This window comes from Methylobacterium sp. PvR107 (assembly GCF_017833295.1).
In the GTDB taxonomy this organism is placed as follows: domain Bacteria; phylum Pseudomonadota; class Alphaproteobacteria; order Rhizobiales; family Beijerinckiaceae; genus Methylobacterium.
The window spans coordinates 5525154-5549242 of sequence record NZ_JAFIBW010000001.1 but is presented as its reverse complement, the minus strand read 5'-3'; the positions used below and the strand labels follow the sequence as shown (position 1 = coordinate 5549242).

Here is a 24089-nt window from a genome sequence, read left to right as displayed (position 1 = left end):
CTCGGGATGAGGTCGCGGGTGGGATGGAGGCGGTCACGAGGTTGGCAGGCCCACGCGCCGCGCGCACGGACCCGGCTGTCCGCCCCTCAATCCTCGTCGGTCTTCCAATCGAAGGAGCGCTGCACCGCCCGGCTCCAGGCGGCGGCGATCGTCTCGCGCCGGCCGGCATCCATCTTCGGCGTCCAGCGCTTGTCGACACCCCAGTTGCGCTTGAGGTCGTCGAGTCCCTTCCAGTAGCCGACCGCGAGACCCGCCGCGTAGGCGGCGCCGAGCGCGGTCGTCTCGGCCACCTTCGGGCGCACCACCGGCACGTCGAGCATGTCGGCCTGGAACTGCATCAGCGTGTTGTTGGCGACCATGCCGCCGTCGGCGCGCAACTCCTTGACGGGGATGCCGGAATCCTTGGCCATCGCGTCCAGTACCTCGTGGGTCTGGAAGGCGGTCGCCTCCAGCACCGAGCGGGCGATGTGGCCGCGGTTGACGTAGCGGGTGAGGCCGATGATCAGGCCGCGGGCGCCCTCGTTCCAGTGCGGCGCGTAGAGGCCCGAGAAGGCCGGCACGAAGTAGACGCCGCCATTGTCCTCGACCGTGGTGGCGAGCGTCTCGACCTCCGCGGAATCCTTGATCATGTGCAGGTTGTCGCGCAGCCACTGCACCAGGGCGCCCGTGATGGCGATCGAGCCTTCGAGCGCGTAGGCGGGCTTCTGCCCGTCGAGGCGGTAGGCCAGCGTCGTGACGAGGCCGGCCTTCGAAGGAACCGGCTCCTCGCCGGTGTTCATCAGCGCGAAGCAGCCGGTGCCGTAGGTATTCTTGGCCTCGCCGGGGGTGAAGCAGGTCTGGCCGAACAGGGCCGCCTGCTGGTCGCCCAGGATGCCGGCGATCGGCACGCCCGAGAACGGCGCCTTGGTCTCGCCGTAGACCTCGCTCGACGAGACGATCTTCGGCAGCATCGCCTTCGGGATGCCGAAGGTCTCGAGCATGCCGTCATCCCATTCCAGGGTCTTGAGCGACATGAGTTGCGTGCGGCTGGCATTGGTCACGTCGGTGACGTGAAGGCCGCCCTCCGTGCCGCCGGTGAGGTTCCAGACGAGCCACGTGTCGATGTTGCCGAACAATACGTCGCCGGCCTCGGCCTTCTCGCGGGCGCCGGATACGTGATCGAGGAGCCAGCGCAGCTTGAGACCCGAAAAATAGCTCGCCAGCGGCAGGCCCGTCAGGTCGCGGAACCGGTCGCGGCCGCCGTCGCGGGCGAACTCGGCGACCAGCCGGTCGTTGCGGGTGTCCTGCCAGACCAGGGCGTTATGGAGCGGCTTGCCCGTCGTCCGGTCCCAGATCAGCGTGGTCTCGCGCTGGTTGGTGATGCCGATGGCGGCGAGATCGGAGGGTTGCAGGCCGCCCTTCTCCAGCGCCTCACGCATCACGCCCTGCGTCTTCGTCCAGATCTCGGTGGCGTCGTGCTCGACATGGCCGGGGGCCGGGTAGATCTGCGCGTGCTCGGCCTGGGCGAGCGTGATCACGCCGCCCTCTCGGTCGAACACGATGAAGCGGCTGCTGGTGGTGCCCTGATCGATGGCCCCGACGTAACGGCTCATCGTTCCCTCCCCTGTTATGCCCGGTCGGTCTGTGCCGGAACGGGTCCGAAATCGTCAGGCCGCCTCGGCCCTGCAATCGAGATAGGCGGCAAGGCGCGCGGCGCTCTCCGGGCTCGTGCGCAGGCCGAGCTTCGAGCGGCGCCACAGGATGTCGTCGGCGGTGACCGCCCATTCCTCGGTGCGCAGGTAATCGACCTCGGCCGCGGTCAGCCCACCGTCGAAGGCCTCGCCGAGATCCGCCATCGACTGCGCTGTCCCGACGATGTCCCGCGCCCGGGTGCCGTAGGCGCGGGCGAGGCGCCGGGCGGTCTCGTCAGACAGGAACGGCTTCTCGGCCTTCAGCTTGGCGAGGAACCGGTCGAAATCCGCATCCTTCATGGCGCCGCCGGGTAGCACCGCCTCTCCCGTCCAGGCCTTCCTGAGGTGCGGGAAGTAGGGCTTCAGCTTCTCCAGCGCGTGCTCGGCGAGCCGCCGGTAGGTCGTGATCTTGCCGCCGAACACCGACAGCACGGCGGCTGTCCCGCCCTGGTCCTCGACATCGAGGACGTAGTCGCGGGTCACCGCCGAGGCGTTCTCGGCCGCGTCGTCGTAGAGCGGTCGCACGCCCGAGTAGCTCCACACCACGTCGGCCGGGGTGATCTTGGTGTCGAACGAGCGGTTGATGCAGCCGCAGAGGTAGTCGGTCTCGTCCGCGGAGATCGAGACCGGGCCGGGCTCGCCGTCGTAGGGGACGTCGGTGGTGCCGATCAGCGTGAAGTCGCGCTCGTAGGGGATCGCGAAGATGATGCGCTTGTCGGGCTGCTGCAGAATGTAGGCCTGATCGCCGGCGAACAGACGCTTGACCACGATGTGGCTGCCCTTGATCAGCCGCACCGCGGCGCGGCTGTTGATGCCGAGCGTGCCGCCGAGGGTCTCGCTGACCCAGGGGCCGGCGGCGTTGACGACGGCCTTCGCGCGGATCGTCCGCTCGGCCCCGCCGCGCTCGTCGCGCAGGGTCGCGACCCAGCCCTCGCCCTCGGGCCGGGCCGAGACGACGCCGGTGCGGGTCAGAACCGTGGCGCCGCGCTCCCGGGCATCCATGGCGTTGAGCACCACGAGGCGGCTGTCCTCGACCCAGCAGTCCGAATAGACGAAGCCGCGCGTCAGGCGCTTCTGCAAGGGGGCGCCGTAGGCGGAACTGCGGAGATCGACCCCGTGGGAGCCCGGCAGGGTGCGCAGCCGCGCGAGGTGATCGTAGAGGAACAGGCCGAGCCGCAGCATCCAGGCCGGGCGCAGGCCCTCGTCATGGGGCAGGACGAAGCGCAGGGGCCAGATCACGTGCGGGGCGAGCCGCAGCAGCCGCTCGCGCTCGGCGAGCGCCTCGCGCACGAGGCGGAACTCGTAATATTCGAGGTAGCGCAGGCCGCCGTGGATCAGCTTCGTCGAGGATGAGGAGGTGAAGCCAGCCAGATCCCCGCGCTCGGCCAGCAGGACCGACAGGCCGCGGCCGGCCGCATCCCGGGCGATGCCCGTGCCGTTGATGCCGCCGCCGATGATCAGCAGATCGTAGGCGTCGGACGGCGCGCACTGGCCCGTTGCTGCCGCCATGGTTCCTCCTCTCCCGCCCTGCCGGCGGGTTGGAGATATATCGAGCCATCCCGAGATTTTCGCAAGCGAAAAATGATTGTTCGTTAGGGTTCGCCGCCACCCTCGGCCACGGCCAGCGTGACGCCCTGGCGCTCCATCAGTGCGATGATCTCGGCGGGCGGCATCTGATCGGTGAAGAAGGTATCGATCTGATCCAGTTGCCCGACCTGGACCATCGGGCGGCGGGTGAACTTGGTGTGGTCGGCGACCAGGAAGGTCTTCCGCGCATGCGCCAGGATGGTCTGCGTTGCACGCACCTCCTCGTAATCGTAGTCGAGAAGAGCCCCGTCGGCGTCGATGCCGCTGATCCCGATCACCGCCACGTCGACGCGGAACTGGCTGAGCGTATCGCAGGTGAGCTGGCCGAGCACCGCCCCGTCGCGGTTGCGCACGGTGCCGCCGGCCACCACGATGCGGAACTCCGTCATGTCTGCCAACGAGATCGCGACGTTGAGATTGTTGGTGATGATGCTCAGGTCGTCGTGACGGGTGAGTTCTCGGGCGACCGCCTCTGGCGTCGTGCCGATGTTGATGAAGACCGAGCAATGCGACGGGATCCGGCTTGCCGCCAAGCGACCGATCCGGGTCTTCTCCGGCAGCAGGGTCACGCGGCGGTCGGCATAATCGATGTTCTCGACGCTCGACGGCAAGCCGCCCCCGCCCCGGTAGCGTTCGAGGCGGCCCTCGGCACTCAGCTCGTTGAGGTCGCGCCGGATCGTCTGGACGGTGACGCCGAACTGCGCCGCCAGGGCCTCGATGGTGACGAACCCCCGCTGGCGCACGGACGCCACGATGGCGCTGCGCCGCCCCTCGACACCGGTCGCCTCGATCCTGTCCTCGGACCTCCGGTCGAGCGGTCGTGACATTGATCCTCCCGCGTTTCCCCACTCAGCATGCACTACCGATGATCGAAAGATGTTCGTTTGCGAACATCTTTCGATCGGTGCTGCGTTCGGGCGAGCTTGGACCGCGCCTGCGCGTCCGGCAACCGGCGGGCGGGCTGCATTATGCTGCCTGACTGCTCCGCCGGCGTTTGCCGGTGAACAGCCACGAAAAAGGCCTGCCGCGGTTGCGGCAGGCCAAGCCGTATGGGCATTGCCGCGCAGCGCGGCGAGGCCCGACGGTGATTACATGTGATGGCGCATCCGGCGGTGATGCTTCATCATCCGCTTGTGCTTCATGCGCTTGCGCATCATCGGCCGAGCGGCCGGAGCGGCACCCTGCTCCATCGCAGCGCCTTCGGCCGCGCGCTCCATGCCACCCCGGGGGCCACCGGCCTGCGAGCCGGAAGAGTTGTAGGGCGAGTTGCCCTGGGCGTAGGCGGAGCCCGCGAGCAGCGTCAGCGACGCGGCGGCCAACAGAAGTTTCTTCATCGTCAATCCCTGGCGTAGACCGGCGCAGGCAAGGCCGCGCACCTCGTCAGGTGCGATTCCGCTGCGTCGGAAAATAAGCGGCTGAGACAAGACTTGGTTCCGCCTCCACCTGTGTTGCGGACCCGACGATTGCCGGGAGCGTTAACACGGCCTATGTCGCGAGCCGTCTCGGTTCGGTCGCGACCGGATAAGGGGGGAGCGGGTGGCGGTGGCCAGCAACGGTTCGGCCTATCTCGTCCTCGACGTTGCCGGCACACCCTGCGCCCTGCCCCGTGCGGCCGTGGCCGAGGTGCTGCCGCTTCCGGATCTGCACAATCCGCCCGCCGCCGGAGGATGGCTCATCGGATTCCTCAATCTCGGTGGCGCGCCGATCCCGGTCATCGACCTGGCAGCTCTGCTCGGCCTCCGTCCCGCCGCGTCGGCGGCCGGCCTCTACGCGCATCTCGTCCTCACCCGCGACGCGCCGCACGCCTACCTCGTCGATCGCGCCGCCGACCTCGTCACCGTCTCCGAGGCCGCGATCCGGCCGGTCGAGGCGGAAGGGACGCTCAACGGCTGTGTCGCGGCCGAACTCGTCCTCGGCGACCGCCTCATCCACGCACTCGCGCCGGAGCGACTCTTGACGGCGCAGGAACAAGCCCGGGTCGCCGCGCTGTCGCAGGCCGCCGCCGAACGGCTCGCCGCGCTGCCTCAGATCGCCTGACCGCCCGATGCCGCGTCCGGGTATACCTCGCCCCGATCCGGGTGCCGACCCGGCCTATGCCGCGCTGAAGGCACGGATCGTCGCGCGCACCGGCCACCATTACTATGCCGACAAGGACGATCTGCTGATCGAGCGCCTGCGCCGGCGCTTCCGCGCATCAGGCTCGGCGGACTGCGCCGCCTACGCCGCCCTGCTGTCGGAGGGCGCGCAGGGCGAGGCGGAATGGGCGCGTCTCGAGGCCGAGATCACCGTCGGGGAGACCTTCTTCTTCCGCTATGCCGAGCAATTCCAGGCCATGCGGGAGACGATCCTGCCGGCGCTGATCGAGGCTCGGGCTTCCGAGCGCTCCCTGCGGATCTGGAGCGCGGGCTGCTCCACGGGGGCCGAGCCCTATTCTCTGGCGATCCTGGTGCGGGAGCTTCTTGGGGAGGCCCTGCCCGCCTGGCGGGTCGCGATCCTCGGCACCGATATCAGCACCGAGGCTTTGGCCACGGCCCGCGCCGCCGAGTACGGCCGCTGGGCCCTGCGCACGACGCCACCGGAGGACCGGCTGCGCTACTTCACGCGGCTTCCCCCTGCCCCCGGAATCCGGCGCGAGGGCGGCTACGCCCTGCGGCCGGAATTCCGCGCGCTGGTGCGGTTCGAACGCGGCAACCTCCTGACGCTCGCCGAGCCCGGCACACCGCAGGGCGAGGCGTTCGACCTCATCCTGTGCCGGAACGTGCTGATCTATTTCGATGCCCGCACCGTCAGCGCCGTGGTGCGCGGCCTCAGCTGCAGGCTGCGGGACGATGGCTGGCTGCTGCTCGGCCACGCCGAGCCGAGCCCGGCCTTCGCGGCCTTCCTCGCCCCCGTCAGCATGCCCGGCACGGTGGCCTACCGCCGCCTTGTGGAGGCGCTGCCGCCGCCATCCGCTCCGGTCCCGATCCTCGTCGAAGAACTGGCGGTGCCGAAGGGACGCGCGCACGCCACTCAGTATGACGCGGCCGAACCGGCTCTGGAAGAGGCACCTTCGGCCATCCATGACCGCGCGCCGGCCGGCGAGGCCCCGCGGGCAGCGGATCCCCGCGAGGAGACGGCGTTTCCAGATGATATCGACAGGATCCGCGCCTTGGCGGATGCGGGCGAGACCGGTGCAGCCTGGCGGGCGCTGCGCGCTGCCCTCGACCAGGATCCCACCGCTCCGGCCCTGCGCTTCTACGAGGGCCTGCTCGCCCGGACCCTCGGGCGTGACGCGGAGGCCGAGCGTGCGCTGCGGGCTGCGCTCTATCTCGACCGAGCCTTCGTGATGGCCCACTACCATCTCGGCCTGCTGCTCCTCGGCTTGGGCCGCCCGGACGAGGCCGCCCGCGCCCTCGACAATGCGATTGCCCTGAGCCAAGCCCTCCGGCCGGATACGGAGCTGCCCGAGGGTGACGGTGTGTCCGCCGGCGAGGTCGCGGCCGGCGCGGCGGCAGCCCGCGCCGGACTCGTTCGTAGCCGCGGCGCCGACCGCAGGAGTTCCTGATGGAGGCAACATCGAGAGCGCCGGAGAGCCGGCCGCGTGTCCGGACGGACCGGGACCTGCGGACCGAACGCGCCGCCGCCCTCGCCCGGCGCGGCCTGGCCGCAGGGGAATCCGATACCGGCGTCGACCATCTCGTCTGCGCCTGCGGGGCCGATCGCTATGGCCTGCCGTTGACCGCCGTTGCGCAGATCCTGCCGATGCGCCCGTGCACACCCATGCCTGGCGCGGTGCCGGCCCTCATCGGGCTCGTCGCCCTGTCGGGCCGGATTGTCGGGGTGCTCAGCCTGGCGCGCGCGCTCGGGCGCCCGGACGCCGCGCCCGATCCGGAGGCCGAAGGGGGGCACTTGGTCGTGCTGCGGAACGCACAGCCCCATCACCAAGGCCATGTCCAGCCGATCGCCTTCGCGGTCGACCGGGTGCTGGGCATCGTCCGCGCCGCCAGAACTTCGGACGCGTCGCCGGGGATCGCGGATCCTGACGGATTGGGCAACGAGGCCGCTTCGGGCTATGCCCCCGGCGCAACGAGCGACGGCCGTCCCGACTTCGTCGTCATCGACCTCCCCCGTCTTCTGCGCCGCGTCCTGCCCTGATGGGCGCCTGCCTCAACCGGAGCCACCCGCGACCGTGACGCTCTCGATCGGACGACGTATCCTCCTCGGCTTCTTTGCCGTCACGGTGGTGATGGTGGCGCTCGGCCTCTACGCGCTGGAGCAGATCGGGACGGTGCGCGACACTACGGACGGCATCGTGCGGCGCGACATGACGGTGCTGCGCCAGCTCGACGATCTCGGTAACGAGGCCCGGGATCTCGGGATCCTGCGCCGCACCGCCGTGATCGCGATGCTGACGCAGTCCCGGTCTCAGGGGCAATCGACGCGCATGGAGGACATGCTGGCGAAGTGGCGCGAGACCGCGAGCCAGGTGGAGAACCGCCTCGCCGCCACGATTCAGCTCGCCAACGAGTACAGGGCCATTACGCCCTCCGCCGACCGCATCGCCGCCTGGGATCGCATCGCCGCGGCGGCGGGCGAGGTCCAGCGCGCCTTCCGCGATGTCCGGAGCCTCAGCGAGGCTCAGTTTTCCGCCATCCTCAAGCAGGACACGGCCGCCGTCGAGGCGCGCAACGACGAGATCACGCAGCTCCAGGTGCCGTTCCTGGCGGGGATCAAGAACCTGAGGACCCTGCTGGACGGCGGCATGGCCCTGGGCCAGCGCGCGGCACAGGACGTCTACGACCGGTCCCGCCTCTCGATCTACCTGACGCTGGCCGCCGCCGTTCTACTCGCCATCATCGTCACGTGGCTGATCAGCCGCGCGGTGGTGCGCCCTCTGGAGACGGTCATGGCCTTCGTGGCCCGCGTCGGCGAGGGCGACCTGTCGGGACAGCTCGACGCCCGCGGTGGCGACGAGGTCGGCCGCCTCGGCGCGACGCTGAACGCGATGGTGGCGGGGCTGTCGGACCTGGCGCGCACCAACCGGGCCGCCACCGCCGACCTGAACGCGGCCGCAGCCGAGATCCGCGCCTCGGCGCAGGAACAGGCGGCCTCCGTGGAGCAGCAATTCGCCGCCGTGCAGGAGACCGCCGCCACGGTCGACGAGATCACCCATTCGGGCGCGCAGATCAGCAAGCGCGCCACCGAGGTGGTCGCCACCGCCCAGGCCACCGCCCAGACCTCCCGGCAGGGGCTGCGCGCCGTCTCGGACACCGCCAAGGCCATGGACGCGATCCGCGAGCAGGCCGAGGCGGTGGCCGGCAACATCGTCAGCCTGTCGGAGAAGACCCAGACGATCGGCGACATCATCGAGACGGTCAACGACATCTCCGAGCGCACCCATCTGCTGGCGCTCAACGCCGCGATCGAGGCGGCGGCGGCCGGCGAGAGCGGCCGCAGCTTCGCGGTGGTGGCCTCGGAGATGAAGCTGCTGGCCGATCAGGCGAAGGCCGCGACCGGCCAGGTCCGCGGGATCCTGGGCGAGATCCAGCGGGGCATCAACACGTCGGTGATGCTCACCGAGGAGGCGGTCAAGCGCGCGACCGCCGGCAAGACGCGCTCGGACACGACGCAGCGGACCATCGAGGAGATCACCGCCCGGGTGGAGGAGAATGTCCAGACCTTCCAGCAGATCATCGCGTCGACGAACCAGCAGCAGCTCGGCATCGAGCAGGTGATGGGGGCGCTCCAGAACATCCGGCAGGCCAGCCAGCAGACGGCGGCCGGCACGCGGCAGGTCGAGACCGCCTCGGCCAACCTCACGGAGCTGGCCCAGGCGCTCATGGCCCTCGCCGAACGCTACCGGCACTGAGGGCAGCAGCGTCTTGGCCCAGGACATCCGCCAGCTCCTGCTTGCCGCCTTCGACGTCGAGCATCGCGAGCACGTCACGGCCATCCGCGGAGCGCTCGGCAGCGCCACGCCGGATTGGAACGACGTGTTCCGCCGCGCCCACAGCCTGAAGGGGGCGTCCCGGGCGGTTGATCTGCCCGCCGTCGAGGCGGTCGCTCACCGGCTCGAGACTCTATTCGAGGGCGTGCGGACCGGCGCGACGGCCCTGGACCGGGAGGCGGCCAACGCCGTCCACCTCGCCCTCGACCGCATCGAGGCCTACGTCGCCGGGCTCAAGGACGGGGCCGGCCCAGAGATGCCGTCGGACGCCCTCACGGCTCTCGGCCGGGTTCTCGGTCTGCCCGGCGCGGCGCGGGAGAGCGCCGCGGCCGAGCCGTCCAGACCGGCCGCCGATGCGCCGGCCGCCGCGCCGGTTGCAGCCACTGCGAGCGCGCCGGTTCCCCAGAAGGCGGCAGCCGAGCCGGCCGATCCCGGAACGGCCTTCCTGCGCGTTCCGGGCGAGGCCGTGGACGCGATGGCTCGCGCGAGCCACGACCTCACGAGCACGCTGGCGGCCCGCGCCCCCGCTGCCGGAAGCCTCGCCCGTCTCGCCCGCCAGGCCCGCGATCTCCGCGCCGGCGCGGAGGCGCTCGCCGCTGAGTCGGCCACGGAGCAGCCGGGATTGCGCGCCTTCGCGGCCGAAATCGGCTCCTTCGCCCGGGAGGCCGCGGAGTTGTCCCGACGCCAAGCGGCCGCCACCAGTGCGATCGAGGCTGCCGTGTCCCGCGTCCGCGCCGCGGCCGAACGCCTGGCCCTGGTGCCGGCCGAGACGGTCCTGGCGCCGCTCGCCCGCTCGATCCGCGAGACCGCCCGGGAGCAGGGACGCGAGGTGGATCTCGACCTGCGTGGCCTCGATCTACCGGTGGATCGTGGCACGCTGCAGGTGCTGAAGGACGCGTTGCTGCACGCCCTGCGCAACGCCCTGAGCCATGGCTGGGAGACGCCGGAGGCCCGCCGCGCCGCCGGCAAACCCGAGGCGCTGGGCCTGGGACTCGATCTCGCCGTGCGCGGCTCGCGCCTCCAGGTCACGGTGTTCGATGACGGGCCCGGGCCCAACCTCGCTCGGATCGAGGCCGTGGCGCGGGAGCGCGGGCTCCTGGCTCCGGAGAATGCCGTCGGTCCGGAGACCTTGCTACGCCTCGTATTCGAACCCGGGTTCTCGACGGCGGACGCCGTCGACACCCTGTCCGGGCGCGGATACGGCCTGTCGGTGGCGGCGGACGCGGCGCGCCAGCTCTCCGGCAGCGTGCGTCTCGAGCCGCGCGAGCCGGCCGGCACCGCCCTGGTCTTCAGCCTGCCGCTGTCGGCGGCCCGGCGCAGCCTGCTCCTGGTCGAGGCGGCCGGGCGCACCTACGCGCTGCCGGGCGGCGCCGTGGAACGCCTGCTGCGCCTGCGACGCGCGGATCTGCCGGTCGCGATGGGCCGTACGATGCTGCGGCTCGGCGAGGGCAAGACCGCGACGAGCCACCCGGTCATCGGACTGGCCGAGATCCTCGGCCTGCCTTCGGATCCGGCCGATCCCGAGATGCTCACGGCCGCGGTGCTGCGAGCCGGGGGCATCCGCATGGCGCTGGCCGTCGACCGCCTGAACGACGTGCGCCCCCTCCTGGTCCTGCCGGCCCCCGATTTCGGAGCCGATCCGGAGCTCATCGCGGGTACCGCGGTGCTGCCCGGGGACGTCCCGGTGCTGGTCCTCGACCCGGACGGTCTCGCGGCGCGCGCGGCTGTCGCACCTTCGGCCGGAACGATGGGGCAGGCTCCACGTTCGACGACTCACGCACCGCCGCGCGCATCTGCTCGCGCGACGATCCTGGTCGTCGACGATTCGATCACCACCCGGACCTTGGAGAAGGGAATCTTGGAAGCCGCCGGCTACCGCGTGGTCGTCTGCGTCGACGGGCAGGACGCCCTCGACCGGCTGCGCGCCGAGATCGAGCCCGTTGACCTCGTCCTCGCAGACGTGGAGATGCCCCGCCTCGACGGGTTCGGCCTGATCCAGGCGCTGCGGGCCGACCCCAGATTCGCCCGGCTCCCGGCCATCCTGATGACGTCCCGCGGCGATGCCGCCGACGTGGCCCGGGGTCTCGACCTCGGGGCGGATGCGTACCTGACCAAGCAGAAGTTCGATCAGCGCCAGCTGCTCGCGACGATCGGACAGCTCCTATGACGCCGGTTCGCGTGATGCTCGTGGAGGATAGCCTCGTGGTGCGCGAGCTGCTGCGCCACATCGTCTCCCGTGATCCCCGTCTCGAGATCGTGGCCGCCGTCGCGTCCGGCGAGGAAGCGCTGGACAAGCTCCGGACCGTACGGCCGGACGTGATCTCGATGGATATCCGCCTCCCGGGGATCGACGGGCTGGAGACGACACGCCGGATCATGGCCGAGCAGCCGACCCCGATCGTGGTGGTGGCGGATTCCGTCGAGGACTCGTCCCTGAGGATCTCCATGAACGCGCTGCGGGTCGGTGCCCTGTCCGTGGTGGAGAAGCCCGTTGCGACGACCCATGCCGGCTACGAGGCGGTGGCGGGCGAGATCTGCACGCAGCTGCGGATCATGGCCCAGGTCCCGGTGATCCGCCGCCGCCCGATCGGCACCGAGTGGGCCGGCCGCACTGCGTCCGTCGCGCACGCGACCCCGGTCGAGCTACCCGGGCAGGCGCCGAGCCTCCTGGGGATCGGGGCCTCCACGGGTGGTCCACCGGCCCTGGCCCGGGTGATCGGCGCGTTGCCCAAGGACTTTCCCCTGCCGGTCCTGGTCGTCCAGCACATGGGCCCGGCCTTCATGGACGGGTTCGCTAGCTGGCTCGACAGCGTCGTGACGCTGCCGGTCGGCTTGGCCCGGGACGGCGAGCGGGCCGAGCCCGGCCGAGTCTACGTGGCGCCCGGGGATCGGCACCTGGAGATCGGATCGGGACGGGTCCTCCGGGTGATCGACGCTGCGCCGGTCTCAGGCCAGCGGCCGGCCGCCACCGTCCTGTTCCGCTCCATGGCCCGGCAGGCTGGAGCGGCCGGGATCGGCGTGCTTTTGACCGGCATGGGCGAGGATGGAGCCGCGGGTCTCGCCGACATGCACCGGGCCGGCGCGCAGACCGTCGCGGAGCACGAGAGCACCGCGGTCGTCTACGGTATGCCGGCGGCCGCTGTACGCCTCGGCGCGGCCCGGTCTGTCCTTCCGCTGGACCAGATCGCCGACCACGTCCTGCGCCTCGTGGAGCCGGGGGCGCGTCCGTGACGGCGACCGAGGCCGGCGCTCCCGAGGGGCCCGCCCGGATCCTGCTGGTCGAGGATTCGGAGACGCAGGCGCTTGAGCTGCGCCTCCTGCTCGAGGCGCACGGTTTTGCCGTGGAGCGCTGTCCCTCCGCCGAGACAGCCCTCGATCACCTCAACCGCAGCCAGCCCGATCTCGTCGTGGCGGATTACCACCTGCCGGGCATGAACGGCGACGAGCTGATCCGGCAGATGCGCCTGTCGCTGCGCACCCGGGCCCTGCCGGTCCTGATGCTGACCGGCGGCAGCGGCGGCGAGCGTCGGGGGCTGGAGAGCGGCGCCGACGCCTACCTGCCGAAATCCGCCGACCGCGACCTGATGATCCTGCGCATCCGTGCCCTGATGCGCGAGCGCCGCTCGGCAAGCGATGGCGAAGGGCCGGGCGCGGCCGCCTTCCGCCGCGGGCGTGTCCTGGTGATCGACGGTAGCGCCACCTACCGGACCTTCCTGTCGGGCCTGCTCGGCCAGGATGGGCATCACGTCGCCACGGCCGACGGGTCGGAGGCGGCCCTGGCCGCCCTGGACGTGGCCGACGGGAGTGACGCTTTCGACTGCGTGACGGTCGACCTTCTCGGCCACGCCTATGACGGGCTCGCCCTGTGCCTTGCGATCAGCCAGCGCCGCGCGGGGCAGGCGGCGGGCGCCGGTTTCCACCTCGTGGCGATCGCCGGGAGCGATCCGGCCAAGGATTTCCTTGTTCAGGCCTACGCAGCGGGGGCCGATGACGTCGTCTCGAAGACCGATGCCGAGGTCCTTGCACTCCGGGTTCGCGGATTCGTACGCCGCCGGCTCCTGGAAGAGGACGATCGGCGCATCGCCGGCCAGTTCGGCGAGCGGGAGCGCGCCGTGGAGCGGGCCCGCGCCGAGGCCGACGCGGCCGAGGCTCGGGCGCGGCTCGCCGATGCCCTGGAGCAGGCGAATCGCGACCTTGCCGACGCCAATCGCCAGCTGACCGATGCGCAGTCCAAGCTCGTCCAGGCCGCCAAAATGGCCTCGCTGGGCGAGCTGGTCGCCGGCATCGCCCACGAGATCAACAATCCCCTCGCCTTCATCCTGGCCCATCAGGGCACAGTGGAGCGCCTGCTCGGTGAGCTGCCGGACGCGTCGCCGGACGCGGCCGCCCGGGCCATCGACAAGGCCCGGCAGCGGGTCGGCTCGATGCGGTTGGGGCTGACCCGCATCCAGGAGCTTGTTCTGAACCTGCGGAAGTTCTCGCGCCTCGACGAGGGTGAGCGCGCCCTCGTCAACGTGCCGGAGGCGATCGAAACCGTGCTGGCCCTGATCCAGCACAAGCTCGGCGACCGGATTCTCGTCGAGCGCACCTTCGCGGGCAGGCCCGAGATCCACTGCACCCCGGCGCTGCTCAATCAGGTGGTGATGAATATCCTGGGCAACGCCGCCGACGCGATGCCGGAAGGCGGCATGATCCGCATCACCACCGAATCGGCCCCGGATGTCGACGAGATCCGCATCAGCGATACTGGTCCAGGCATACCGGAAACGTTGCGCGAGAAGATCTTTGAGCCCTTCTTCACGACGAAGCCGGTGGGATCAGGCACGGGACTTGGTCTTGCGATTGCCTACAGCGTCGTTCAGGCGCATAGCGGCTCACTCACCGTGGAGACGGCGCCGGGTGGGGGAGCCTGCTTCGTGATAGGGATCCCGCGGCAGGCGGCCAGTCATGAGTGACAGTACGGCAGGTGTAGGGACGATCCTGGCCGTCGATGACGAGCCGGACATCCTGATCGCCCTGGAGGACCTGTTCGAGGATTCCTACCGGGTGCTGACGACCTCGCGCCCTGCCGAGGCGCTGGAGATCCTGCGCGCAGAGCCCGACATCGCCGTGGTGGTGTCCGACCAGCGCATGCCGGGCCTGACCGGCGATACGTTGCTCGCCGAAGCGCGCACCTTCCACGATGCGCAGGCGATCCTGCTCACCGGCTACGCCGACATCACTGCGGTGATTGCCGCCCTCAATCGCGGCGGCATCGTCGGATACGTGACGAAACCTTGGGATGCGGGCCTGCTGCGCTCTACGGTCCGCCAGGCCTTCGAGCGGCACCAACTCGGTCGGGACCTCGCCACCGAGCGGGCGCTGCTCCGGGGTCTGCTCGACCACGCTCAGGATGCGATCAGCTTCAAGGACGCGGACGGCCGGTTCGTGCGGCTGAACGCCCGCAAGGCAGCCCTCCTCCATCACGATATCGCCGCCTGCCTGGGACGGCGCGAGGGCGAGCTTCTCGGCGCGCAGGCCGGCCCGGTGACGGCGGCGGACGAGGCCGCGATCCGCTCCGGCGCGGTGGCCGAGAGCCTGATCAGCGACGGCCCGACGGGCGCCGCACAGTGGAGCCATGTGACACGGGTGCCGATCCGCGACGCGAGCGGCGTGATCAGCCATCTCGCGATGATCGAGCGCGACGTGACCGAGCAGCGGAGTCTGGAGGCGCGCCTGCGCCAGTCCGACAAGATGCAGGCCCTCGGGACGCTGGCGGGCGGCATCGCGCACGACTTCAACAATCTGCTGACCGCGATCCTCGGAAGCCTGGAACTCGCCGGTCCGAAGATTGCCGACCAGCCGCGGGTCCAGCGCCTCATCGAGAACGCCCGCGGGGCAGCGGAGCGCGGCGCGTCCCTGACGAAGCGCCTCCTCAGCTTCAGCCGCGCGCACGACCTGCAGGCCCGGGCCGTGGATGTGAACGGCCTGATCACCGGCATGAGCGACCTCTTCGGCCGCAGCCTCGGCGGCCTCGTCACCGTACGGACCGATCTGGAGGAGGGCCTCCTGGCGGTTCAGGTGGATCCGGATCAGCTCGAACTCGCCGTGCTCAACCTCTGCATCAACGCCCGGGACGCGATGCCGGACGGAGGCACCATCACGGTGGCGACGCGGCGCCTCAGCATCAGCGGCGATCCCGAGATCGGCGACGGCAGCTATCTCGGCATCAGTGTCACCGACGAGGGCACCGGCATCCCGGAAGACATCCTGCGCCGGGTCTGCGAACCGTTCTTCACGACCAAGGCCGTGGGCCAGGGAACCGGGCTTGGACTGGCCATGGTCTTCGGGCTCGCGCAGCAATCGAAAGGCCGGCTCGTGATCGACAGCGAGGTCGGCAAGGGGACGCGCGTCGAGCTGGCCTTGCCCTTCGCCGATCAGGCGCCCGAGCAGGCTGCCGAGGAGGCCGGCTCAGCCCCGGTCGCCGGGCGCCGGGCCCGCATCCTCATCGTCGACGACGATCCGCAGGTGCGGCACGTGACGGCCTCGTTCCTGACCGGTTTCGGGCACAGCACCACCGAGGCGGCCGACGGCGAGGCCGCGCTCAAGAGCCTCCGGCACGACCGCTTCGACATGGTCGTGGCCGATCTGGCGATGCCCGGCATGAGCGGGATCGAGCTGGCTGCCGAGATCCGCGCCAGGCTGCCGGGCCTTCCCGTCCTGATCCTGACCGGTCACGCCGAAGCCATGCAGATCCCCGAGGACCTGCCGGTTCTCTCCAAGCCGTTCCGCTCGGCCGATCTGGCCGCCCGGGTGGCGACGTTGCTCGACGGCGCGGCCGGGAATGCTGGCTGACCGGGCCGCGGGAACCGACCGGTTGCCGGCTCATTGACCCTGCGTGGGGCTTGCGGGCCCCGGGTTACGATGAGGAGGTGGACCATGAGCAATCACGGCATCTTCCCACGCCGCAGGCGTGACAACGACCCGGATCAGGACGGTCCACCGGACGACTTCCAGCAGGGATAGGGGTTTTCGGAGCGCGGCGCGGTCGAGTTCCCGGCCCGTCCGATATACGGGCCGCCAGGGCGAGCTCCCGCGACCATCCGAGACGTGGACCCTGCTTCAGACCCGTCGGCGCGAGCCGGCGGGTTTTCTGTGATCTGCGCAGCGTGATGGCGAGCGCAGTGACGCGACCCAGCGATCCGCAAGGCCGGTCGGCGGGGTGGCCAAAATGCGAGAAGCCGCCCCGGAGGATCCGAGACGGCTTCTGCGAGGTCAGGTCTATCGAAACGCCTGAAGGATCAGGCGGCCTCGGCGACTTGGCTCGGACCGGAATCCTTGCCCCGGGCCTCGACGTCGCGATCGACGAATTCGATCACGGCGAGCGGGGCGTTGTCGCCCTGACGGAAGCCGGCCTTCATTATGCGGCAGTAACCGCCCGGGCGGCCCTTGTAGCGCGGGCCGAGCACCGTGAAGAGCTTCTTGACCATGTCGGCGTCGCGCAGCTGCGCCATCGCCAGACGGCGGGTGTGGACGCTGTCGATCCGGCCGAGCGTGATCAGCTTCTCGACGACCGGACGCAGATCCTTGGCCTTCGGCAGGGTGGTGACGATCTGCTCGTGCTTGAGCAGCGCGGCAGACATGTTGGCGAACATCGCCTTGCGGTGCTCGGCAGTGCGGTTGAAACGACGACCGCGATAACCGTGACGCATGGTGCTGGCTTCCTTCTGGTCTCGGCCGCCGTGCCACGGTACGGCCGGGCGCCCCATAAGCGGGGCTGTTTGTCCGCTTGACCCCGCGGCGGGAACTCGAACCCGGATCCTTTGTCCCGAGATGACCGCGACGCGGACCTCGAAGGAGGGATCCAGAAGACGCTGCGCCGCTTGGAAGCCTCCTTCGAGGCCTCCGCTGCGCTCCGGCACCTCAGGATGAGGGCGGAGCGCGGAAGAGCGGCCTAGTAGTGCTCCTCGAAGCGCTTGGCGAGGTCCTCGATGTTCTCCGGCGGCCAGCCGGGGATGTCCATGCCGAGGTGCAGGCCCATGCCGGCCAGCACTTCCTTGATCTCGTTGAGCGACTTGCGGCCGAAGTTCGGGGTCCGCAACATCTCGCCTTCGGACTTCTGGATCAGGTCGCCGATGTAGACGATGTTGTCGTTCTTCAGGCAGTTCGCCGAGCGGACCGACAGCTCCAGCTCGTCGACCTTCTTGAGCAGCGCCGGGTTGAAGGGCAGCTGCGGCGCGAGCGGCGCGGCCTCTTCCTTGCGCGGATCCTCGAAGTTCACGAAGACCTGCAGCTGGTCCTGGATGATGCGGGCCGCGTAAGCGAGCGCATCCTCCGGCGAGACCGCGCCGTTGGTCTCAACCGTCATGGTCAGCTTGTCCTTGTCGAGATCCTGGCCCTCGCGGGTCGTCTCGACGCGGTAGCTGACCTTGGTCACCGGCGAGAACAGCGAGTCGACCGGAATCAGGCCGATCGGGGCGTCCTCGGGGCGGTTCCGCTCGGCCGGCACGTAGCCCTTGCCGGTCGCGACCGTGAACTCCATGCGGATCTCGGCGCCGTCATCGAGCGTGCAGATCACGAGGTCGGGGTTCAGGATCTGGATGTCGCCGACCGTGCCGATGTCACCGGCGGTGACAAGGCCCGGGCCGGTCTTGCGCAGCGTCATGCGCTTGGGCGCATCCGTCTGCGAGCGGATCGCGATGGTCTTGATGTTGAGGACGATGTCGGTGACGTCCTCGCGCACGCCCGGGATCGACGAGAACTCGTGCAGCACGCCGTCGATCTGAACCGAGGTCACGGCCGCGCCCTGGAGCGACGACAGGAGCACCCGGCGCAGCGCGTTGCCCAGCGTCGTGCCGAAGCCGCGCTCGAGCGGCTCGGCGACGACCGTGGCGACCCGCTTGGGGTCGTCGCCGGTCGTGACCTGCAGCTTGTTCGGCTTGATCAGTTCCTGCCAATTCTTCTGAATGACCACGATCCTACCTCTCGTCCTTGCTCGGGATCCGCGACGACCGTCCCCGCGCTTCGGCCGCCCGGCGCCGCCCCCTGGCGCCCCGAACGGTCCCTGAATGTCTGTCCGCCGTTACTCGCCGCCGACCCACAGGGCCGGGACGAAGCTGTAGCCAGCCCCATCCCGGTCCACGTAGCCCAGCGCCGGGAATTCGAGATGGCCGCCGGCGATGAGCGTCCGCTCGCGAGCCACCTCGTCCAGGATCCGCTTGCGCGTCTCCCGCGCTTGGTCGCCGTCGACATCGAAGCCGACGCCGGCCTCCGGGTTCTTGAACTGGATCGCCGGCAGGTGCACCACGTCGGTCCACATCAGCAGCGACTGTCCACCGGAGACGATGCGAAAACCGCAATGGCCCGGCGTGTGGCCGGGCAGAGGAACCGCCGTGATCCCCGGAAGAACCGCGCCGCCCCGGTGCTCGCGCACCTTGCCGGCGTAGGGCGCGAGCGCCTTGCGGGCGCCCTCGAAGTAGGGTTTCGCGGCCTCCGGCGCCTTGGCGAGCGCCGCGTCCGGAAGCCAGTGCGCCGCCTCGTCGGCATGCAGCACGATTTCGGCGTTCGGGTAGCGGGCCGCGCCGTCCTTCACCAGGCCGCCGACATGGTCGGGGTGCAGGTGGCTGACGAGCACCGTGCCGATCTCCTCCGGCTCGACGCCGGTGAGCGCGAGCGCTTGGCCCATTCGGCCGAGGGTCGGGGCGGGCGCAAGGTCGCCGTAGCCCGTGTCGATCAGGGTCGGCTTGCGGTCGGGACCCGTGATCAGGAAGGCGTTCAGCGTGATCTTGGGCTGCTCGGTGCGGAAGCCCGCCAGCTGAAGCCGCCCGGCCTCCTCCTTCGAGATTCCCGTGACGAGATCGAGGCTGGCCTGAAACCAGCCGTCGTTGAGCGCGGTGACCGTCAGGTCGCCGAGGTTCCAACGCAGCACGCCCGGAAGCGGCTTCGATCCCGTCATGAGCTTCTCCGTCACGAGGCTTCGATCAGACGCGGCGGCGCTTGCGCGGCCGGCAGCCGTTGTGCGGGATCGACGTCACGTCGCGGATCGAGGTCACCGTGAAGCCGGCGGCCTGAAGGGCGCGGAGCGCCGACTCACGGCCCGAACCCGGACCCGACACCTCGACCTCGAGGGTACGCATGCCGTGCTCGGACGCCTTGCGGGCGGCATCTTCGGCGGCGACCTGAGCGGCGTAAGGGGTCGACTTGCGCGAGCCCTTGAAGCCCATCGCGCCGGCGGACGACCACGAGATCGTGTTGCCCTGCGCGTCCGTGATGGTGATCATCGTGTTGTTGAACGAGGCATTCACGTGGGCGACGCCCGACACGATGTTCTTGCGTTCGCGGCGGCGGACGCGTTGCGGTTCCTTGGCCATCTGTTCTCACTCTTCCTTCAAGCGCGCCCGTAATGCCAGGCGCTCGGGATTCTTTTGGGACTTGGCCGGATCACCCGTGCAGGGCGGCCGACCCGGCACCGGACCCGATGCGGGACATCCGGCGCCGGGGGAAGGAGGCGGTGCGAAGCACGGCCTCCCAATCCCGGAAAATTACTTCTTCTTGCCGGCGATCGGCTTCGCCTTGCCCTTGCGGGTCCGGGCGTTGGTGTGGGTGCGCTGGCCACGGACCGGCAGCTGCTTGCGGTGACGCAGGCCGCGATAGGCGCCGAGATCCATCAGACGCTTGATGTTCATCGAGACTTCGCGGCGCAGGTCGCCCTCGACGATGTAGTCGCGGTCGATCGTCTCGCGGATCGAGAGAACCTCGGCGTCGGTCAGCTGGTTGACCCGGCGCTCGGCGGGGATGTTCACCTTCTGGGTGATCTCCTCGGCCTTCTTGGCGCCGATGCCGTGAATGTACTGAAGCGCGATGACGACGCGCTTATTGGTCGGGATGTTGACGCCTGCGATACGAGCCACGAACACTCTCCATGTAAGGCCCGGGGACCGGGCTGGTGTCGCGCGCGTCCGGTGGAGGCCGGCCCCTGCGCACGTGAAACGACAACGCGGCCCGCGGGCGACCCCGGACAGGGTACCTCGGACCATCGTTCGGTTGGACGAAGGAGGGCCTGCTAGCGCGCGGACGAGCCGATGTCAACGCGGTATGACCGGTTCGACGTAGCTCCCTGCGTCGCGCCCCGGGCCGGGATGCACGGGATCGAGGAGTCTGGATGTCCCTATTGACCAGCGACGGCGCGACCCTGCGGGCTTTCGCCGATGCCGTCCTGCGCGAAGCCGCAGAGACCCTGGACGAGGTCGTGCCCGTGACGCTGGCCGTGATCGGCGGCGTGCTCGCCGAAGCGGAGCCCGGATCCGTCGCGATTCAGGACGCGGATCGCGGTCCGGTCCTGCTCTGGGCTACGCTGGCAGGCCGGCGGATGGTGTTCCGCTACAATGTCATGACCGCCATGATCGAGCTGCGCGAGGGTACCGCCGAAGGCTATCCGCTCCGCCTGTTCGGCCACCGGTCCCTGGCGATGGATATCGCCAACTTCTTCGGCACCCTGCGCCGCGAGGGACGAGTCTGATCCGGGCCGTTCAGCGGAAGCCCTGGTTCCGGAACCGGCAGTAGCTGCCCAAATCCTGGTAGCCGCCCGGGCAGCGGCGGACACAGGCTCCGGCAGCGAACTTGAGGGGCGGTCGGCAGGCGTGACGGAACCGCTTCTGCCCGTACACGAAGGACTGGGCTGGGCTCTGAGCGGCGGCCGGCAGAGCCGGCAGCGCCACCGCGAGGCTGAGGACAACCGTCGTGACGACGAAGCGCAGGGTCATGGTCTTTCCGATCCGATCGGTGCTGCGCCACTCAACCAGTCAAGCCGGCAAGCGGTTCAGACTGAGCGAGCCAATCGCCGTCAGACGCGATCACCCTGACGGCGCCTCCTGCGCGGGGAGGAGCGCTTTGCCTCCCGGTTCAGCCTTGCGTCCCCATCCGGCCCACGGCGGACCGGCACCTCAAAAGGTGTTCAGGACGCCACACGCTCCTCGTGCGGCTCAAGCACGGCCATCAAGTTGGCCGTGACCTCGTCGATCGGCTGCATGCCGTCGACGGTCTCCAGCATGCCCTTCTGGGCATAATAGGCCGACAGCGGCGCGGTCTGGGCGCGATAGGCTTCCAGACGCTGCTTGAACACCTCGGGGGTGTCATCCTTCCGCACGGCCTGACCGCGCGCCAGGGTCTCTGCCGCACGCCTCTCGATCCGGCCAACGAGGGCGTTCTCGTCCACCTTGAGCTCGATGACCGTAGAGAGGCTCAAGCCCTTGCCGGCGAGCATCTCGGCCAACGCCTCGGCCTGAGCGACGGTGCGCGGGAAGCCGTCGAGGATGAAACCGCGGCGGGCATCGGATTCCTCGATCCGGTCGGCCACGATGCCGACCACGATCCGGTCCGATACGAGGCCACCCGATTCCATCACGGCCTTGGCCTCAAGGCCGACCGGCGTGCCGGCCGCCACCGCCGCGCGGAGCATGTCGCCCGTCGAGAGCTGCGGGATGCCGAAGCGCTGCACGATCCGCTCGGATTGCGTCCCCTTCCCCGCACCGGGCGGCCCGAGCAGAATGATACGCATGGCGTTGTCCTCGTTCGGCCCGGTCTCTTCGGGCTCAAGCCGCGGTGGCGAAGCCTCCCTGGCATCGCCGGATTTCAGGATTTCTAGCGTGTCCCGAGCGCTGAAACACTCGGACCTTTGGGCCAGAGACGGGAGGATGCTTGGCTTCGTCCCGCCTCTGTACCAGCCTCAGCGCCGACGTTGCGTGGTCGACGCGCCACGCAGCTTGGCCTTCTTCACGAGACCCTCGTACTGGTGGGCCATCAGGTGCCCGTGGATCTGCGCGACCGTATCCATCGTGACCGAGACCACGATCAGCAGCGACGTGCCGCCGAAGCCCAGGCTCGCGGCCGCGTAGGACGAGAGGATCTCCGGGCACAGGCACACGAGCGTCAGGTACAGCGCGCCGATCACCGTGATGCGGGTCAGCACCTTGTCGATGAAGGCCGCGGTGCGCTCGCCCGGCCGGATGCCCGGGATGAAGCCGCCATGCTTCTTCAGGTTGTCGGCCGTCTCCTGCGGGTTGAAGACCACCGCGGTGTAGAAGAACGTGAAGAAGATGATCAGCGCCGCGTAGAGCACCATGAACAGCGGCGTGCCGTGGCCGAGATAGGCCGTGACCGTGCCGAGCCAGCCGGTCGCGCCGCCATTCGCGGAGAAGCTCGCGGCCGTGGCCGGCAGGAGCAGCAGCGAGGAGGCGAAGATCGGCGGGATCACGCCGGACGTGTTGAGCTTGAGCGGCAGGAACGAAGTCTGGCCCTCGTACATCCGGTTGCCGACCTGACGCTTCGGGTAGTTGATCAGGAGCCGGCGCTGGGCCCGCTCCATGAACACGATGAAGTAGACCAGCGCTACCGCGGCGACGCCGACGCCCAGGATGATCGCCGGCGACAGCGCGCCGGTCCGGCCGAGCTCGAGCGCACCCGCGATCGCCACCGGCAGGTGGGCGACGATGCCGGCGAAGATGATCAGCGACGAGCCGTTGCCGATGCCCCGCGACGTGATCTGCTCACCGAGCCACATCAGGAACAGGGTGCCGCCGGTCAGCGTGATCACCGTCGAGGCTAGGAAGAACGGGCCTGGATCGATGGCGGCCGAGGAGCTCTGGAGGCCGATGGCGATACCCCAGGATTGCACCAGCGCCAGCACGACCGTCAGGTAGCGGGTGTACTGGTTGATCACCTTGCGACCGGACTCGCCCTCCTTCTTCAGCGCCTCGAGGCTCGGGATCACCGAGGTCAGGAGCTGCACGATGATCGAGGCCGAGATGTACGGCATGATGTTCAGGGCGAAGATCGCCATGCGCTCGACGGCGCCGCCCGAGAACATATTGAACAGGCCGAGCACGCCGCCCGCCTGCTGCTGGAAGTTCCGGGCGAACTGCTCCGGATCGATGCCGGGAATCGGGATGTAGGTGCCCAGCCGGAACACCACGAGGGCGCCGAGCGTGAACCAGATTCGCTTTTTCAGCTCATCGGCCTTGGCGATCGCGCCGAAGTTGAGGTTGGCGGCAAGCTGCTCGGCGGCTGAGGCCATAAGCGTCGCGTCCTGGACATGTCGCCGGGCGAAGGGTGCCCGGATGAAACGAAAAACGGCGGCCCGCGTGGTCGCAGGGCCGCCGCTCGAAGGATCGGCTTAAAGGGTGCGCGGAGCCCGTGCAACGGGGTCCGGGGTCGCTCCCGTCAGGCCGTGGCCGCCTCGCTGCCGCCGCGGGTGGAGGCACCCTGGGCGTAGACGACGCTGACCGAGCCGCCGGCCTTCTCGACCGCCTCGACGGCGGACTTGGAGGCGCGGGTGACCTCGAAGCTGAGCTTCGCGGTCAGCTCGCCGACGCCGAGCAGCTTCACGCCGTCGCGGGAACGGGCGATGACGCCGGCGGCGACCAGGCTCTCCACCGTGACGGTAGCGGCCTTGTCGAGCTTGCCCGCATCGACGGCCTCCTGGATCCGGCCGAGATTCACCTCGTTCAGGTCCTGGGCGTACAGGTTGTTGAAGCCGCGCTTCGGCAGGCGACGATGCAGCGGCATCTGACCGCCTTCGAAGCCCTTGATGGATACGCCGGTCCGGGCCTTCTGACCCTTCACGCCGCGGCCGGCGGTCTTGCCCTTGCCGGAGCCGATGCCCCGGCCCACACGCATCCGATTCTTGGTTGCGCCGGGATTGTCGCTGATCTCGTTGAGCTTCATCGGAACCTCCTCACGCCACGTCGCCGTGGACGCGCACGAGGTGCGCAACCTTGCGGATCATGCCGCGCACGGAGGGGGTATCCTCCAGCTCGGACACGCGGTGGAGCTTGTTGAGCTTCAGGCCGATCAGCGTCTGGCGCTGGCTGGCCTCGCGGCGGATCGGCGAGCCGATCTGTTCGATACGGACGGTCTTCTGTGCCATCGGA

The 24089-nt window shown here is 69.7% G+C and carries 23 protein-coding genes; 9 read left to right on the top strand and 14 right to left on the bottom strand.

The features are described 5' to 3' along the window. Nucleotides 1-86: 86 nt before the first annotated feature. From glpK to JOE48_RS26250, 4 genes are all read right to left on the bottom strand, one after another. Nucleotides 87-1592 carry a glycerol kinase GlpK gene (glpK, locus tag JOE48_RS26265; protein WP_210034141.1) on the bottom strand — a complete coding sequence of 502 codons (1506 nt, stop codon included), beginning with the start codon at nt 1590-1592 and terminating at the stop codon, nt 87-89. 54 nt (nt 1593-1646) lie between these two features. Then, the gene (gene glpD / locus JOE48_RS26260; protein WP_210034140.1) at nt 1647-3179 is read right to left on the bottom strand and encodes a glycerol-3-phosphate dehydrogenase; all 1533 of its coding nucleotides are present in this window, start codon (nt 3177-3179) and stop codon (nt 1647-1649) included. An 83-nt stretch (nt 3180-3262) separates the two neighbouring features. Further along, nucleotides 3263-4084 (bottom strand): DeoR/GlpR family DNA-binding transcription regulator, encoded by an 822-nt coding sequence (locus JOE48_RS26255; RefSeq protein WP_210034138.1) that lies wholly within the window; start codon nt 4082-4084, stop codon nt 3263-3265. A gap of 261 nt (nt 4085-4345) precedes the next feature. After that, nucleotides 4346-4591: a hypothetical protein gene (locus tag JOE48_RS26250; protein ID WP_210034136.1), complete on the bottom strand. Its 246-nt coding sequence runs from the start codon at nt 4589-4591 to the stop codon at nt 4346-4348. Nucleotides 4592-4799: 208 nt separating this feature from the next. Between JOE48_RS26250 and JOE48_RS26245 the strand changes: the two genes are divergently transcribed. From JOE48_RS26245 to JOE48_RS26210, 8 genes are read left to right on the top strand one after another with little or no spacing between them, the layout of a single operon-like run. Further along, a complete protein-coding gene (locus JOE48_RS26245) occupies nt 4800-5294 on the top strand; it encodes a chemotaxis protein CheW (RefSeq protein ID WP_210034134.1) in 495 nt (164 codons plus the stop codon). Nucleotides 5295-5301: 7 nt separating this feature from the next. Next, the gene (locus JOE48_RS26240) at nt 5302-6801 is read left to right on the top strand and encodes a protein-glutamate O-methyltransferase CheR (RefSeq protein WP_210034132.1); all 1500 of its coding nucleotides are present in this window, start codon (nt 5302-5304) and stop codon (nt 6799-6801) included. Beyond that, nucleotides 6801-7391 carry a chemotaxis protein CheW gene (locus JOE48_RS26235; RefSeq protein WP_210034130.1) on the top strand — a complete coding sequence of 197 codons (591 nt, stop codon included), beginning with the start codon at nt 6801-6803 and terminating at the stop codon, nt 7389-7391. Before JOE48_RS26240 ends, JOE48_RS26235 begins: the two co-directional genes overlap by 1 nt. A gap of 34 nt (nt 7392-7425) precedes the next feature. Further along, nucleotides 7426-9105 (top strand): methyl-accepting chemotaxis protein, encoded by a 1680-nt coding sequence (locus JOE48_RS26230; protein WP_312893374.1) that lies wholly within the window; start codon nt 7426-7428, stop codon nt 9103-9105. Between the two features lie 13 nt (nt 9106-9118). Next, nucleotides 9119-11350 (top strand): response regulator, encoded by a 2232-nt coding sequence (locus tag JOE48_RS26225; RefSeq protein WP_210034125.1) that lies wholly within the window; start codon nt 9119-9121, stop codon nt 11348-11350. After that, complete coding sequence (gene cheB, locus JOE48_RS26220; RefSeq protein WP_210034123.1) at nt 11347-12414, top strand: chemotaxis-specific protein-glutamate methyltransferase CheB; 1068 nt, start codon at nt 11347-11349, stop codon at nt 12412-12414. Before JOE48_RS26225 ends, cheB begins: the two co-directional genes overlap by 4 nt. Further along, a complete protein-coding gene (locus JOE48_RS26215) occupies nt 12411-14138 on the top strand; it encodes a response regulator (protein ID WP_210034121.1) in 1728 nt (575 codons plus the stop codon). Before cheB ends, JOE48_RS26215 begins: the two co-directional genes overlap by 4 nt. Further along, nucleotides 14131-16017, top strand: a complete 1887-nt coding sequence (locus tag JOE48_RS26210) for a response regulator (RefSeq protein ID WP_210034119.1) — start codon at nt 14131-14133, stop codon at nt 16015-16017. The genes JOE48_RS26215 and JOE48_RS26210 overlap by 8 nt, the downstream gene beginning before the upstream one ends. A gap of 446 nt (nt 16018-16463) precedes the next feature. Here JOE48_RS26210 and rplQ read toward each other — a convergent pair whose 3' ends face one another. The 5 genes from rplQ to rpsM all read right to left on the bottom strand — a co-directional run bounded on the left by rplQ (nt 16464) and on the right by rpsM (nt 20072). Beyond that, nucleotides 16464-16874, bottom strand: a complete 411-nt coding sequence (rplQ, locus tag JOE48_RS26205) for a 50S ribosomal protein L17 (RefSeq protein WP_210034116.1) — start codon at nt 16872-16874, stop codon at nt 16464-16466. Nucleotides 16875-17116: 242 nt separating this feature from the next. Then, nucleotides 17117-18136, bottom strand: a complete 1020-nt coding sequence (locus JOE48_RS26200) for a DNA-directed RNA polymerase subunit alpha (protein WP_010686165.1) — start codon at nt 18134-18136, stop codon at nt 17117-17119. A gap of 108 nt (nt 18137-18244) precedes the next feature. Then, nucleotides 18245-19117, bottom strand: coding sequence for an MBL fold metallo-hydrolase (locus tag JOE48_RS26195; protein ID WP_210034114.1), 873 nt, complete (start codon nt 19115-19117; stop codon nt 18245-18247). Nucleotides 19118-19142: 25 nt separating this feature from the next. Continuing rightward, the gene (gene rpsK / locus JOE48_RS26190) at nt 19143-19532 is read right to left on the bottom strand and encodes a 30S ribosomal protein S11 (protein ID WP_007557606.1); all 390 of its coding nucleotides are present in this window, start codon (nt 19530-19532) and stop codon (nt 19143-19145) included. 171 nt (nt 19533-19703) lie between these two features. Next, nucleotides 19704-20072, bottom strand: a complete 369-nt coding sequence (rpsM, locus tag JOE48_RS26185; RefSeq protein WP_050732928.1) for a 30S ribosomal protein S13 — start codon at nt 20070-20072, stop codon at nt 19704-19706. Between the two features lie 251 nt (nt 20073-20323). Here rpsM and JOE48_RS26180 point away from each other — a divergent pair, with 251 nt between their 5' ends. Then, entirely contained in the window at nt 20324-20680 is a 357-nt protein-coding gene (locus tag JOE48_RS26180) for a hypothetical protein (RefSeq protein WP_210034112.1), read from the top strand. A 10-nt stretch (nt 20681-20690) separates the two neighbouring features. On the opposite strand, the gene JOE48_RS26175 is transcribed toward JOE48_RS26180, so the two are convergent. The 5 genes from JOE48_RS26175 to rpmD form a co-directional block, all read right to left on the bottom strand. Continuing rightward, nucleotides 20691-20924, bottom strand: coding sequence for a hypothetical protein (locus tag JOE48_RS26175; protein ID WP_210034110.1), 234 nt, complete (start codon nt 20922-20924; stop codon nt 20691-20693). Between the two features lie 191 nt (nt 20925-21115). Beyond that, nucleotides 21116-21718, bottom strand: a complete 603-nt coding sequence (locus tag JOE48_RS26170; RefSeq protein WP_210034109.1) for an adenylate kinase — start codon at nt 21716-21718, stop codon at nt 21116-21118. Between the two features lie 168 nt (nt 21719-21886). Then, nucleotides 21887-23233, bottom strand: a complete 1347-nt coding sequence (gene secY / locus JOE48_RS26165; protein ID WP_210034108.1) for a preprotein translocase subunit SecY — start codon at nt 23231-23233, stop codon at nt 21887-21889. A 146-nt stretch (nt 23234-23379) separates the two neighbouring features. Continuing rightward, nucleotides 23380-23883, bottom strand: coding sequence for a 50S ribosomal protein L15 (gene rplO, locus JOE48_RS26160; RefSeq protein WP_210034106.1), 504 nt, complete (start codon nt 23881-23883; stop codon nt 23380-23382). 10 nt (nt 23884-23893) lie between these two features. Then, nucleotides 23894-24085: a 50S ribosomal protein L30 gene (rpmD, locus tag JOE48_RS26155; RefSeq protein WP_020096280.1), complete on the bottom strand. Its 192-nt coding sequence runs from the start codon at nt 24083-24085 to the stop codon at nt 23894-23896. Nucleotides 24086-24089 lie beyond the last annotated feature (4 nt).